Below are 13,139 nucleotides of genomic sequence, written 5' to 3'. Positions count from 1 at the left end.
CGGCCGCGCCCAGCGCCGCCGGCTCCGCCGCGCCGAGCGCCCCCGCGCTGCCGCCGGCCGCCAACCCGGCCGCGGGCGTCCCGCCGGAGCTGCTGAACCAGTTCAACGCGCTGGACTGCTCCAACTCGACCCAGCGGATCGACTACCAGAGCGACCCGGCCAAGCCCGCGGTCGCCTGCTCCTACGACAAGGAGCAGGGTCTCTGGAACAAGTTCGCGCTCGGCCCGGTCGCGGTCAACGGCGCCGACGTCTCCAAGGCCAACGCCGGCTACGACACCCAGAACGGCGCGGGCTGGGAGGTGCAGCTGACCTTCAACGGCAAGGGCTCCAGCGCCTTCGCCAGCACCACCGGCCAGCTGGCCGCGCTGCCGCAGCCGCAGAACCAGTTCGCCATCGTGCTGGACGGCAAGGTGGTCTCCCACCCGTACGTGCAGCAGTCGATCACCGGCGGCAACGCGGTGATCTCCGGCAGCTTCACCCAGAGCGACGCCAGCAACCTGGCCAACGTGCTGAGCTTCGGCGCGCTGCCGCTGAGCTTCAACCAGAGCGACATGACCACGGTCACCCCGCAGCTGGGCGGTGACCAGCTGCACGCCGGTCTGCTGGCCGGTGCGATCGGTCTGGCGCTGGTCATCGCGTACTCGCTGATCTACTACCGCGGCCTGGGCCTGGTGTCGATCGCCGGTCTGGTGGTCTCCTCGATCCTGACCTACACGATCATGACCCTGCTGGGCACCGGGATCGGCTTCGCGCTGAACCTACCGGCGGTCTGCGGTGCGATCGTGGCGATCGGCATCACCGCCGACTCCTTCATCGTGTACTTCGAGCGGATCCGCGACGAGGTGCGCGAGGGCGCCCAGCTGCGCCCGGCCGTGCAGCGCGCCTGGCCGCGGGCCCGGCGCACCATCCTGGTCTCCGACTTCGTGTCGTTCCTCTGCGCCGTGGTGCTGTACATCTGCTCGGTCGGCAAGGTGCAGGGCTTCGCGTTCACGCTGGGCCTGACCACGCTGCTCGACGTCGTGGTGATCTTCCTCTTCACCAAGCCGATGATCACCCTGCTGGCGCGCCGGAAGTTCTTCTCCGACGGTCACCCGTGGTCCGGTCTGGACCCGAAGCGTCTGGGCGCCCGCCCGCCGGTGCGCGGCGGCCGCCGTCGCCCCGCCACCTCCGCCGCCGTCAAGGAGGCCTGACGTCGTGTCACGCTTCAGCAATCTCGGCCACCGTCTCTACCAGGGCGAGATCAGCTTCGACTTCGTCAACCGGCGCAAGATCTGGTACAGCATCTCCGCGGTGATCGCCGCGGCGGCGCTCATCGGTCTGACCGTGATCGGCCTGCAGCTGAGCATCGACTTCAAGGGCGGCTCGGTCTACACGGTCAAGAAGCCCGGCCTGTCGATCTCCCAGGCGCAGTCCTCGATCGACAAGGTGATCGGCGACTCGACCCCGCAGGTGCAGGCCACCGGTGACGGCCAGATCCGGATCCAGGTCAGCTCCAACGAGAAGATGCCCTCCACCGAGGTGCAGCAGAAGCTGGCCGCCGACCTCGGCGTCGACCAGAGCGCGATCAACACCCAGGTGGTGGGCCCCAGCTGGGGCAAGCAGATCTCGCAGAAGGCGCTCACCGGTCTGGTCGTCTTCATGATCCTGGTCACCGCCTACCTGGCGATCGCCTTCGAGTGGCGGATGGCGGTGGCGGCCCTGGTCGCCCTGATCCACGACCTGCTGATCACCATCGGCGTCTACGCCCTGGTCGGCTTCCAGGTCTCGCCGGGCACCGTGATCGGCTTCCTGACCATCCTCGGTTACTCGCTCTACGACACGGTCGTCGTCTTCGACACCGTGAAGGAGAACACCAAGGGGATCGAGAAGCAGAACAAGCTCACCTACAGCGAGGCGGCCAACGCGGGCCTCAACCAGACCCTGGTCCGCTCGATCAACACCACCGTGGTGGCCCTGCTGCCGGTGGCGGCGCTGCTCTTCATCGGTGGCGGCCTGCTCGGTGCCGGCACCCTGAACGACATCTCGCTGGCGCTCTTCGTCGGCCTGTCGGCCGGTGCCTACTCCTCGATCTGCGTGGCCACCCCGCTGCTCGCCCAGCTCAAGGAGCAGACCCCGGAGATGCGGGCGCTCGCCAAGCGGGTCGCCCAGCGCCGGTCGGCCGAGGCCAAGGCCGCCAAGGCGGCGGCCGAGGCCCGCGCGGCCGGCGACGACTCCGACGCGGTGGAGGACTCCGCCGACGAGGTCGCCGGTGTCGCGGCCGGTATGGTCGGGCAGCGTAACCAGCCGATCGGCCGGGCCCGCGGCAAGGGCCGTCCGTCCGGCAAGCACTGACCCGAGGGACCGCCTGTGACCGCCGCCGACACCGCCCTGACCGAGCTGCTCACCAGCCGGATCAAGGACGTGCCCGACTACCCGAAGCCCGGGGTGCTGTTCAAGGACATCGCCCCGCTGCTGGCCGACGCCGAGGCCTTCGGCGCGCTCACCCGGGCGCTGGCCGAGCGGGCCACGGCGCTGGGGGCGACCAAGGTGGTCGGGCTGGAGGCGCGCGGCTTCGTGCTGGCGGCGCCGGCGGCCTTCGCGGCCGGGCTCGGCTTCGTGCCGATCCGCAAGAAGGGCAAGCTGCCCGGCGAGGTGTTCGCGCAGTCCTACGACCTGGAGTACGGCTCGGCCACCCTGGAGGTGCAGTGCGACGCCTTCGCGCCCGGTGAGCGGGTGCTGGTGGTGGACGACGTGCTGGCCACCGGCGGCACCATCGCGGCCTCGCTCGACCTGGTGCAGCGCGCCGGGGCCGAGCTGGTCGGGGTGGTGGTGCTGATGGAGCTGGGCTTCCTGTCCGGCCGGGAGCGGCTGCTGCCGCATCTGGGCGGCGCGCCGCTGGAGACCCTGGTCACGGTCTGAGGCGGCCGGGCCGACCCGCTCCGGTTTCACCCGGACGGAGGACCCGCAGACGTACCCGGAGCGGCGATCGCGGACGCGGTCGCCGCTCCCGGCATGTCAGCACCCGGGCGGCGGAACACCTGCGGGTCACGCTCGGTACCATGGGGATTCATCCGGTGCGTACCGAGGAGTGTCCTTGCCCGACGAGGTAGTGCCCACGGCAGCCGCTTCCGGCAGCACGTCGTCCGGCCAGCAGCCGGTCGCCCAGCCGCCGGCCGGCCAGTCGCCCGCGCCCACCGGCCCGTCGCCCGCCCCGGCCGGCGCCTCGCCGGCCCGCTCGGCGTCCGGCTCCTCGCTGGCGCGCGCGGTCGCGCCCGCGCTGCGCCCGGGCTCCTCCTCGGGCGGCATGCGGGCCCGGCTGGCCCGGTTCGGCGGGCAGCGCACGGCGGTGCTCAACCCCGTCCTGGAGCCGCTCTTCCGCACCATCCGGGCCGGTGACCCGAAGGCCGACCCGGCGCTGCTGCGCGACATCGAGCGCGCCTACGCGGTGGCCGAGCGCTGGCACCGTGGCCAGAAGCGCAAGAGCGGCGACCCGTACATCACCCACCCGCTGGCGGTGGCCACCATCCTGGCCGAGCTCGGGATGGACGCCCCGACCCTGATGGCCGGGCTGCTGCACGACACCGTCGAGGACACCGACTACGGCCTGGAGACGCTGCGCCAGGACTTCGGCGACTCGGTCGCCCTGCTGGTGGACGGCGTCACCAAGCTGGACAAGGTCAAGTTCGGCGAGGCGGCGCAGGCCGAAACGGTTCGCAAGATGGTCGTCGCGATGGCCAAGGACCCCCGGGTCCTGGTGATCAAGCTCGCCGACCGGCTGCACAACATGCGCACCATGCGGTACCTCAAGCGGGAGAAGCAGGAGAAGAAGGCCCGCGAGACGCTGGAGATCTACGCCCCGCTGGCGCACCGGCTGGGCATGAACACCATCAAGTGGGAGCTGGAGGACCTGGCCTTCGCCATCCTCTACCCCAAGATGTACGACGAGATCGTCCGGCTGGTGGCCGAGCGCGCGCCCAAGCGGGACGAGTACCTGGCCACCGTGATCGACCAGGTCCAGGCGGACCTGCGCGGGGCCCGGATCTCGGCCTCGGTGACCGGTCGGCCGAAGCACTACTACTCGGTCTACCAGAAGATGATCGTCCGCGGCCGCGACTTCGCCGAGATCTACGACCTGGTGGGCATCCGGGTCCTGGTCGACACGGTACGCGACTGCTACGCGGCGCTCGGCACCATCCACGCGCGGTGGAACCCGGTCCCCGGCCGGTTCAAGGACTACATCGCGATGCCCAAGTTCAACATGTACCAGTCGCTGCACACCACGGTGATCGGTCCCGGCGGCAAGCCGGTCGAGCTGCAGATCCGCACCTTCGACATGCACCGGCGGGCCGAGTACGGCATCGCGGCGCACTGGAAGTACAAGCAGCGCGCGGTGGCCGGTGCCTCCAAGGTGCGCACCGACACCCCGACCCAGGTCCGCAAGGAGGACAAGGCCGGCGCCGTCAACGAGATGGCCTGGCTGCGGCAGCTGCTGGACTGGCAGAAGGAGACCGAGGACCCCAGCGAGTTCCTGGAGTCGCTGCGCTTCGACCTGTCCAACAACGAGGTCTTCGTCTTCACGCCCAAGGGCGACGTCATAGCGCTGCCCGCCGGGGCCACCCCGGTGGACTTCGCCTTCGCGGTGCACACCGAGGTCGGCTACCGGTGCATAGGGGCGCGGGTCAACGGGCGGCTGGTGCCGCTGGAGTCGACCCTGGAGAACGGCGACACGGTCGAGGTCTTCACCTCCAAGGCCGAGGGCGCCGGCCCGTCCCGGGACTGGCTCGGCTTCGTCAAGTCGCCGCGGGCCCGCAACAAGATCAAGGCCTGGTTCTCCAAGGAGCGCCGCGAGGAGGCGATCGAGCAGGGCAAGGAGGCCATCGCCCGCACGATGCGCAAGCAGGGCCTGCCGATCCAGCGGATCCTGACCGGCGACTCGCTGGTCACCCTGGCCCACGAGATGCGCTACCCCGACATCTCCTCGCTCTACGCGGCGATCGGCGAGGGCCACGTCTCGGCGCAGTCGATCGTGCAGAAGCTGGTCCAGGCGCTCGGCGGCGAGGAGGGGGCCACCGAGGAGTTCGCCGAGACCGCCACGGTCCCCACCCACGACAACCGGGCGGCCCGCCGCCGGCGCGCCAAGGGCGACCCCGGGGTGATCGTCAAGGGCGTCGACGACGTCTGGGTCAAGCTCTCCCGCTGCTGCACCCCGGTGCCCGGGGACCCGATCGTCGGCTTCATCACCCGCGGCAACGGCGTCTCGGTGCACCGCGCGGACTGCGTCAACGTGGACTCGCTGACCCAGCAGCCCGAGCGGATGATCGAGGTCGAGTGGGCGCCGACCCAGTCCTCGGTCTTCCTGGTGGCGATCCAGGTGGAGGCGCTGGACCGCTCCCGGCTGCTCTCCGACGTCACCCGGGTGCTCTCCGACCAGCACGTCAACATCCTCTCGGCGGCGGTGCAGACCTCGCGCGACCGGGTGGCGATGAGCCGCTTCACCTTCGAGATGGGCGACCCCAAGCACCTGGGCCACGTGCTCAAGGCGGTGCGCGGGGTGGAGGGCGTCTACGACGTCTACCGGGTGACCTCGGCCCGCAAGTAGTCCCTCCGGGAATCGGACACGTGAGAGGGGCCCCACCGCCGCGGCGGTGGGGCCCCTCTCACGTTCAGCCGATCGGCCGGGTCAGCCGCTGAACTCCTGCAGGCTCTTCAGCGCCTGGTCGAGCAGCGCCTGGCGGCCGGCCAGCTCGCCCTCCAGCTTCTTGGCCTTGGCCTCGTTGCCGGCCGCGCGGGCCTTGTCGAGGTCGGCCTTCAGCTTGTCCACCGCACCCTGCAGCAGCCCGGTCATGCCGGCCGCGCGGGCCTTGGCCTCCGGGTTGGAGCGCTGCCACTCGGCCTCCTCGGCCTCGCGGACGGCCCGCTCGACCGTGTTCAGCCGACCGTCCAGCTTCGGCCGGGCGTCGCGCGGCACGTGACCGATCGCCTCCCAGCGCTCGTTGACCTCGCGCAGCGCGGCCTTGGCCGCCTTCAGGTCGGTGATCGGCAGGATCGCCTCGGCCTCGACCAGCAGGGCTTCCTTGAGCTTCTGGTTCTCGGCGTGCTCGGCGTCGCGCTCGGTGAAGATCGCGGCCCGGGCCTGGAAGAAGACGTCCTGGGCACCGCGGAACCGCGCCCACAGCTCGTCCTCGGCGTCCCGCTGGGCCCGCCCGGCGGCCTTCCACTGCGCCATCAGGTCGCGGTAGCGGGCCGCGGTGTCGCCCCAGTCGGTCGAGTCGGAGAGCGCCTCGGCCTCGGTGACCAGCTGCTCCTTGACCGCCCGGGCCCGGTCCCGCTCGGCGTCGAGCTGGGCGAAGTGCGCCTTGCGGTGCTTGGAGAAGACCGACCGGGCGTGCGAGAACCGGTGCCACAGCTCGTCGTCGCTCTTCCGGTCCAGCCGCGGCAGGCCCTTCCAGGTGTCCACCAGGGCGCGCAGCCGGTCGCCGGCCTCCCGCCACTGGGTGGACTCGGCGAGCTGCTCCGCCTCGGTGACCAGCGCCTCCTTGGCGGTGCGGGTCTCCTCGGCGGCCTTGGCACGGGCCTCCTTGCGGGCCACCTGGCGCGACTCGATCTCGCCGGCCAGGGTGTCCAGCCGGCCGACCAGCGCGGCCAGGTCGCCCACCGCGTGCGCCTCGGTGACCTGCTCGCGCAGGTGGTCCAGGGCGGTCTGGGCGTCCTTGGCGGCCAGGTCGGTCTTGCGGACCCGGTGCTCCAGCAGGCCGATCTCGGCGGACAGGCCCTCGTACTTGCGCTCGAAGTAGGCGAGGGCCTCCTCCGGCGAGCCCGCCTGCCAGGAGCCGACGACGCGTTCGCCCTCGGCCGTCCTCACGTAGACGGTCCCCTGCTCGTCGACACGGCCCCACGGGTCGCTGCTCACAGCGCCTCCTCCACATGACGGGTCGCCCACCGCTCGGCGGTGCGAGCCCGTCGTCCACAGTTGAATGTGCGGCGAACCGATGGTCCGCCGTCCCCGCCCGCCCGATCGGTTCGGCTGCCGAGGGTGACGGCGAGCGGGTCAGGGCACCCTATACAACAGCAACATAGGCGACCAGGCCCGGTGCTGTCCGCATCCGGGCCGGGCCAATTCCCGCGGCGGGGTCGGGTCCCTCTGAAGGATCTTCGTCCCCGCCGCCCGCGGTGGAGCCGGTCAGCTCTTGGCGGTGGTCACGGAGTTGAGCACCACGTTCGCGTTGGGCGCGCCGTCGCCGGGGTTGTTGGCGTCGTTCTCGCCGGCGGCGGCGATGTTGGTCAGCACGTCCATGCCGCCGGTGATCTTGCCGAACGGGGTGTAGTTCGGCGGCAGCGGGGAGTCCTTGTAGACCAGGAAGAACTGGCTGCCGTTGGTGTTCGGGCCGGAGTTGGCCATCGCCACGGTGCCGGCCGGGTAGCTGGCGCCGGTCAGGTTCTCGTCGGTGAACTTGTAGCCGGGGCCGCCCGTGCCGGTGCCGGTCGGGTCGCCGCACTGCAGCACGTAGATGCCCTGGGTGACCAGCCGGTGGCACTTGGTGTGGTCGAAGAAGTTCTGCCCCGCCAGGTAGACGAAGGAGTTGACCGTGTGCGGCGCCTTGGCGGCGTCCAGCTGGAAGGTCACCGCACCGCAGCTGGTGTTCAGCGTCGCGGTGTAGTTCGCCTTGGCGTCGATCGCCATCGTCGGCTCGGCGCTCCACTGCTTGCCGCTCGGCTGGCCCGGGGCCGGGGCGGTGCAGCCCTTGCCCACGAGGGTCGGCGCGGCGGCGCTCGGCTTCTTGGCGTCGGAGGAGAAGGCGCCGCCGGCCCACGCGCCGCCGGCCGCCAGCACCACCACGGCGAGCGCGGCGCCGATCACCGTGTTGCGGCGCTTGGCCTTGGAAGCGGCCTCAACGCGGTTGCGCTGCTGGCGCTCGTACTTCTCCCGGGCGAGCTGCCGCCGCCGCTGTTCCTGGCTGACCACCGGCCGTTACTCCCTCAGTCGCGCTGCGTGGCCGCAGCTGCGTCGATGTGGTGTGGATGTTGTCGGGGGATCATCGCATCCACCGGCCGCCAAGTGTAGGGACCTCGTAGGTAAGGACGCGGTGAACCGGCCCGCCGGGCGCGTATCGGGTTCGCTACCGCGGGCGTACCGCCGGTAGGCTGCACACCGGACTTGTATTTTTCGACGCGCGCTGGTTCGTCCGTGACGGCGCGAGTGCCCGCCGACCCGAAGGACTGCCGTGTTCATCGCCGGATTTCCCGCCGGAGCCTGGGGCACCAACTGCTACCTGGTCGCCCCGGCCGCCGGCGAGGAGTGCGTGATCGTCGATCCCGGTCAGGACGCGGCGGCGGGCGTCGAGGAGATGATCCGCGAGCACCGGCTGAAGCCGGTCGCGGTGGTCCTCACCCACGGGCACATCGACCACGTCGCCTCGGTGATGCCGATCTGCGGCGCCAAGGGCGTGCCGGCCTGGATCCACCCCGAGGACCGGTACATGCTCACCGACCCGGAGAAGGCGCTCGGCCGCTCGCTGGGCGCCCAGCTGATGGGCGAGCTGACCATCGGCGAGCCGGACGACCTGCGCGAGCTGACCGACGGCTCGGTGCTGGAACTGGCCGGCCTGCACCTGACCGTCGACCACGCCCCCGGCCATACCAAGGGGTCGGTGACGTTCCGGACGCCCGCCGCGGAAGAGATCCCGCCGGTTCTCTTCTCGGGCGACCTGCTCTTCGCCGGCTCCATCGGGCGCACGGACCTGCCCGGCGGCGACCACGACGCGATCATGCGTTCGCTGGCCCGGGTGTGCCTGCCCCTCGACGACGCCACCGTGGTCCTGTCCGGCCACGGCACCCAGACCACCATCGGACGCGAGCGCGCCACCAACCCCTACCTCAGGCAAGCGGCGGGGGCGGCTGAGCGCCCCGCGGCCGTTCGACGAGGAATGTGACGGAAGACCAGTTGAGCACCTTCTCCGCCCCCAAGGGCACCTACGACCTGCTGCCGCCCAGCTCCGCGACCTTCCTGGCGGTCCGTCAGGCGCTCTCGGAGCCGCTGCGCCGGGCCGGGTACGGCTACATCGAGACGCCCGTCTTCGAGGACCTCAAGCTCTTCTCCCGCGGCGTCGGCGAGTCCACCGACATCGTCACCAAGGAGATGTTCACCCTCGCCAAGCGCGGCAGCGAGGACCTCGCGCTGCGCCCGGAGGGCACCGCCTCGGTGGTCCGCGCGGTGCTCCAGGGCAACCTGCACAAGCTCGGCAACCTGCCGGTCAAGCTCTGGTACTCGGGCAACTTCTACCGCTACGAGCGCCCGCAGAAGGGCCGCTACCGGCAGTTCTCCCAGGTCGGCGCCGAGGCGCTGGGCGCCGAGGACCCGGCGCTGGACGCCGAGCTGATCATCCTGGCCGACGACGCGTTCCGCGCGCTCGGCCTGCGCGACTACACGCTGCTGCTGAACAGCCTGGGCGACAAGCAGTGCCGCCCGGTCTACCGGACCGCGCTGCAGGACTTCCTGCGCGGCCTGGAGCTGGACGAGGACACCCGCGCCCGGGTCGAGATCAACCCGCTGCGGGTGCTGGACGACAAGCGCGAGTCGGTGCAGGCCCAGCTGACCGGCGCGCCGATGCTGCGCGACTTCCTGTGCGAGGACTGCAAGGCCTACGACGAGCAGGTCCGCGCGCTGCTGACCGCCGCCGGGGTGGCCTTCACCGAGGACCCCAAGCTGGTCCGCGGGCTGGACTACTACACCCGCACCACCTTCGAGTTCGCGCACAACGGTCTGGGCGCGCAGTCCGCGATCGGCGGCGGCGGCCGCTACGACGGGCTCTCCGAGATGCTCGGCGGCCCGGCGCTGCCCTCCGTCGGCTGGGGCCTCGGCGTGGACCGGATCTACCTCGCCCTGGAGGCCGAGGGCATCGTGCTCGACCTGCCCGCCACCACCTCGGTGTACGCGGTCGCGCTCGGCGAGGAGGCCAAGAACGTCCTCTTCGCCAAGGTGACCGAGCTGCGCCGGGCCGGGGTGGCCACCGACCTCGCCTTCGGGGTCAAGGGCATCAAGAACGCCATGAAGTCCGCCGACCGCTCCGGGGCCCGCTTCGCCCTGGTCGCCGGTGACCGCGATCTCGCCGAGGGGGTCGTCCAGCTCAAGGACATGACCACCGGCGAGCAGAGCCCGGTCGCACTCGAAGCACTCGTCACCACCCTGAAGGAGAAGCAGCTGTGATCCGCACGCACGACGCGGGTACCCTCCGGCCGGAGCACGCCGGAGCGACCGTCACCCTGGCCGGCTGGGTCGCCCGGCGCCGCGACCACGGCGGGGTGGCGTTCATCGACCTGCGCGATGCCTCGGGCACCGTGCAGGTCGTGGTCCGCGACCTGGAGTCGGTGCACGGCCTGCGTGCCGAGTACTGCGTCAAGGTGGTCGGCGACGTCCGGGTCCGCCCCGAGGGCAACGAGAACGCGGACATCCCGACCGGTGCGGTCGAGGTCGTGGTGAGCGGGATCGAGGTGCTCTCCGAGGCCGCGCCGCTGCCGTTCCAGGTCGCCGAGTACGAGCCGGGCACGGTCAACGAGGAGGTCCGGCTCCGCTACCGCTACCTGGACCTGCGCCGCGAGGGCCCGGCCAGGGCGCTGCGGCTGCGCTCCAAGGTCAACAACATCATCCGCCGGGTGATGGAGGAGAACGACTTCCTCGACATCGAGACCCCGTACCTGACCCGCTCCACCCCCGAGGGCGCCCGCGACTTCCTGGTCCCGGTCCGCCTCCAGCCGGGCCACTGGTACGCGCTGCCGCAGTCGCCCCAGCTGTTCAAGCAGCTGCTGATGGTGGCCGGCATGGAGCGGTACTACCAGATCGCCCGCTGCTTCCGCGACGAGGACTTCCGCGCCGACCGGCAGCCGGAGTTCACCCAGCTGGACATCGAGGCCTCGTTCGTCGACCAGGAGGACATCCTGGCCCTCGGCGAGAAGCTGATCGCCGCCGTCTGGCGCGAGGTGCACGGCTACGAGATCCCCAACCCGCTGCCGCGCCTGAGCTACGCCGACGCGATGGCCCGCTACGGCTCGGACAAGCCGGACGTGCGCTTCGGCCAGGAGCTCACCGACCTCACCGAGTACTTCAAGGGCACCGACTTCCGGGTCTTCCAGGCCCCGTACGTCGGCGCCGTGGTGATGCCCGGCGGCGCCGGCCAGCCGCGCAAGCAGCTGGACGCGTGGCAGGACTGGGCCAAGGCGCGCGGCGCCAAGGGCCTGGCCTACGTGCTGATCGACGCCGAGACCGGCGAGCTGCGCGGCCCGGTGGCCAAGAACCTCTCCGCGGAGCACCTGGCCGGCCTGGCCGCCGCCGCGGGTGCCAAGAACGGCGACGCGGTCTTCTTCGCGGCCGGCAAGAAGGCCGCCTCGCAGGAGCTGCTCGGCGCCGCCCGCCTGGAGATCGGCCGCCGCTGCGAGCTGATCGACGAGTCCCAGTGGGCCTTCCTCTGGGTCGTGGACTTCCCGATGTTCGAGCCGATCGAGGACGACAAGGGCGAGTTCCAGGGCTGGCACGCGGTGCACCACCCGTTCACCGCGCCCACCGCGGAGTCGCTGGCCACCTTCGACACCGACCCGGGCAGCGCCCTGTCCAACGCCTACGACCTGGTGCTCAACGGCTCGGAGCTGGGCGGCGGTTCGATCCGTATCCACCAGCGCGAGGTGCAGAAGCGGGCGTTCGACGCGATCGGCCTCTCCGAGGAGGAGGCGGCCTCGCAGTTCGGCTTCCTGCTGGACGCCTTCAACTACGGCCCGCCGCCGCACGGTGGCGTCGCCTTCGGCCTGGACCGGATCGTCACGCTGCTCGGCGGCTACGACACCATCCGCGACGTCATCGCCTTCCCGAAGACGTCCACCGGTGGCGACCCGCTGACCGGCGCGCCCACCCCGATCACCCCGGCCCAGCGCCGGGAGGCCGGCGTCGACGCCAAGCCCAAGGACAAGTCGGAGACCCAGCAGGGCTCCTGACCCATCATCACCAGCCCGCCCCGGCCGGCGCGCACGGCAACCGCCCAGCGCGCCGGCCGCGGCGCGTCCACAAGGGAGTGGGCAAATGAAACTGCGGACCCGAGTCGAGCAGCCGGGCGACGCACCCGCGATCAGACGGGTGCACATGGCAGCCTTCCCCGGACCGGAGGAGGCCGACCTGGTCGACGCGCTGCGGGTGGACCCGGCCTGGCTGCCCGGGCTCTCCCTGGTCGCGGTGGACGCCGACGGCCTGGTGCTGGCGCACGCCCTGCTCACCCGGCTGCGGGTGGGTGAGGGCGCCGGCCTGGCGCTGGCCCCGGTCGCGGTGGCGCCCGAGTGGCAGCGCCGCGGGGTCGGCGAGCGGGTGGTGCGGGCCGCGCTGGCGGCCGCCGAGGAGGCGGGGGAGAAGCTGGTGGTGGTGCTCGGCGACCCCGGGTACTACGGGCGGTTCGGGTTCACCCCGGCCTCCCGGCACGGGGTGAGCGGGCCGTTCGAGGTGCCCGAGGGGGTCTTCCAGGTACTGCCGCTGGCCGCCTACGACGGCTCGCCGATCGGGTCCTGCGAGTACCCCGAGCCTTTCGGCGTGGTCACCAGCGGGAGCTGACCGGTCACCGGCGGGAGCCGACGCCCGGGCCGGTGATCCGGAAGGTGCTGGAGTTGCGCACGCCCAGCTGCGCCCGCACCTCCAGGACCGCGGGGGCGGCCACGGTCTCCAACACGGCACGCCCCTCGCCGAGCCGGGTGCTGCGCTGGCCGCGGTAGCGGAAGTAGACGCTGAGCCGGTGCTGCGGCCCGGTCAGCGGCAGGGCGGTCGGGGCGCCCCAGACGATGCGCCGCGCGACGCCGTCCAGCTCCACCACCGGGAAGGTGAGCAGGTGGTGGAAGCCGGCCGCCAGGGGCGAGGGGCGCACCGTGATCCGGAGCTGCTGCGGTGCTGCTGCCATCGTCGGCCTCGGTTCGGATCAAGCGGGTTCGACCCGCTGCGGGTGGACCGCGGTCGATTCTCACCACCGATCTGACGGGGCGTCAACGGATATCGGACACCCCCGCCCGCTCGGCGCCGGTCGACGGCCAGGCCCTGGGGGCCGGCCGCCGCACGGCACCGACGGCAGGGCGCGGCCCGGCCCCGGCGGTGGGATCCTGGGAGCGCCGCCGGCCGCTGCCGGCGACCCGCGGCCGGG

General features: G+C 71.7%; 11 protein-coding genes. 8 read left to right on the top strand and 3 right to left on the bottom strand.

Translation table 11 applies throughout. The annotated features are described in order from the left end of the window. The 4 genes from secD to ACQRUO_RS34590 all read left to right on the top strand — a co-directional run. A partial coding sequence (gene secD, locus ACQRUO_RS34605; RefSeq protein ID WP_428320121.1) for a protein translocase subunit SecD occupies positions 1 to 1,190 on the top strand: 1,190 nt, incomplete at its 5' end. A gap of 4 nt (positions 1,191 to 1,194) precedes the next feature. Continuing rightward, the gene (gene secF, locus ACQRUO_RS34600; protein WP_428320120.1) at positions 1,195 to 2,331 is read left to right on the top strand and encodes a protein translocase subunit SecF; all 1,137 of its coding nucleotides are present in this window, start codon (positions 1,195 to 1,197) and stop codon (positions 2,329 to 2,331) included. 15 nt (positions 2,332 to 2,346) lie between these two features. After that, positions 2,347 to 2,898, top strand: a complete 552-nt coding sequence (locus ACQRUO_RS34595; protein WP_428320119.1) for an adenine phosphoribosyltransferase — start codon at positions 2,347 to 2,349, stop codon at positions 2,896 to 2,898. A 175-nt stretch (positions 2,899 to 3,073) separates the two neighbouring features. Continuing rightward, the gene (locus ACQRUO_RS34590) at positions 3,074 to 5,578 is read left to right on the top strand and encodes a RelA/SpoT family protein (protein WP_428320118.1); all 2,505 of its coding nucleotides are present in this window, start codon (positions 3,074 to 3,076) and stop codon (positions 5,576 to 5,578) included. 81 nt (positions 5,579 to 5,659) lie between these two features. On the opposite strand, the gene ACQRUO_RS34585 is transcribed toward ACQRUO_RS34590, so the two are convergent. Together ACQRUO_RS34585 and ACQRUO_RS34580 are read right to left on the bottom strand one after the other, a co-directional pair. Next, positions 5,660 to 6,889, bottom strand: coding sequence for a DUF349 domain-containing protein (locus tag ACQRUO_RS34585; protein ID WP_428320117.1), 1,230 nt, complete (start codon positions 6,887 to 6,889; stop codon positions 5,660 to 5,662). A gap of 270 nt (positions 6,890 to 7,159) precedes the next feature. After that, the gene (locus ACQRUO_RS34580) at positions 7,160 to 7,942 is read right to left on the bottom strand and encodes a peptidylprolyl isomerase (protein ID WP_428320116.1); all 783 of its coding nucleotides are present in this window, start codon (positions 7,940 to 7,942) and stop codon (positions 7,160 to 7,162) included. Between the two features lie 259 nt (positions 7,943 to 8,201). Here ACQRUO_RS34580 and ACQRUO_RS34575 point away from each other — a divergent pair, with 259 nt between their 5' ends. The 4 genes from ACQRUO_RS34575 (at position 8,202) to ACQRUO_RS34560 (ending at position 12,562) form a co-directional block, all read left to right on the top strand. Further along, positions 8,202 to 8,909, top strand: coding sequence for an MBL fold metallo-hydrolase (locus ACQRUO_RS34575; RefSeq protein ID WP_428320115.1), 708 nt, complete (start codon positions 8,202 to 8,204; stop codon positions 8,907 to 8,909). An 11-nt stretch (positions 8,910 to 8,920) separates the two neighbouring features. Next, positions 8,921 to 10,183: a histidine--tRNA ligase gene (gene hisS, locus ACQRUO_RS34570; RefSeq protein WP_428320114.1), complete on the top strand. Its 1,263-nt coding sequence runs from the start codon at positions 8,921 to 8,923 to the stop codon at positions 10,181 to 10,183. Next, entirely contained in the window at positions 10,180 to 11,958 is a 1,779-nt protein-coding gene (gene aspS, locus ACQRUO_RS34565) for an aspartate--tRNA ligase (protein WP_428320113.1), read from the top strand. The genes hisS and aspS overlap by 4 nt, the downstream gene beginning before the upstream one ends. Positions 11,959 to 12,043: 85 nt before the next feature. Continuing rightward, on the top strand, positions 12,044 to 12,562 hold the full coding sequence (locus tag ACQRUO_RS34560; protein WP_428320112.1) for a GNAT family N-acetyltransferase: 519 nt from the start codon (positions 12,044 to 12,046) through the stop codon (positions 12,560 to 12,562). Between the two features lie 4 nt (positions 12,563 to 12,566). Here the strand turns inward: ACQRUO_RS34560 and ACQRUO_RS34555 are convergent, their stop codons facing one another. After that, entirely contained in the window at positions 12,567 to 12,902 is a 336-nt protein-coding gene (locus ACQRUO_RS34555) for a hypothetical protein (protein WP_428320111.1), read from the bottom strand. Between the last annotated feature and the right edge of the window lie 237 nt (positions 12,903 to 13,139).

This window comes from Kitasatospora sp. LaBMicrA B282, assembly GCF_050325825.1.
Taxonomy (GTDB): Bacteria; Actinomycetota; Actinomycetes; order Streptomycetales; family Streptomycetaceae; genus Kitasatospora.
Note: the sequence above shows the minus strand (reverse complement) of the source record. Positions and strands in the feature narration are given on the sequence as shown.

Coding starts and splice junctions, on each gene's coding strand:
- ACQRUO_RS34555 (WP_428320111.1), bottom strand. CDS start 12,902: ATGGCAGCAGCACCGCAGCAGCTCCGGATCACGGTGCGCCCCTCGCCC.
- ACQRUO_RS34560 (WP_428320112.1), top strand. CDS start 12,044: ATGAAACTGCGGACCCGAGTCGAGCAGCCGGGCGACGCACCCGCGATC.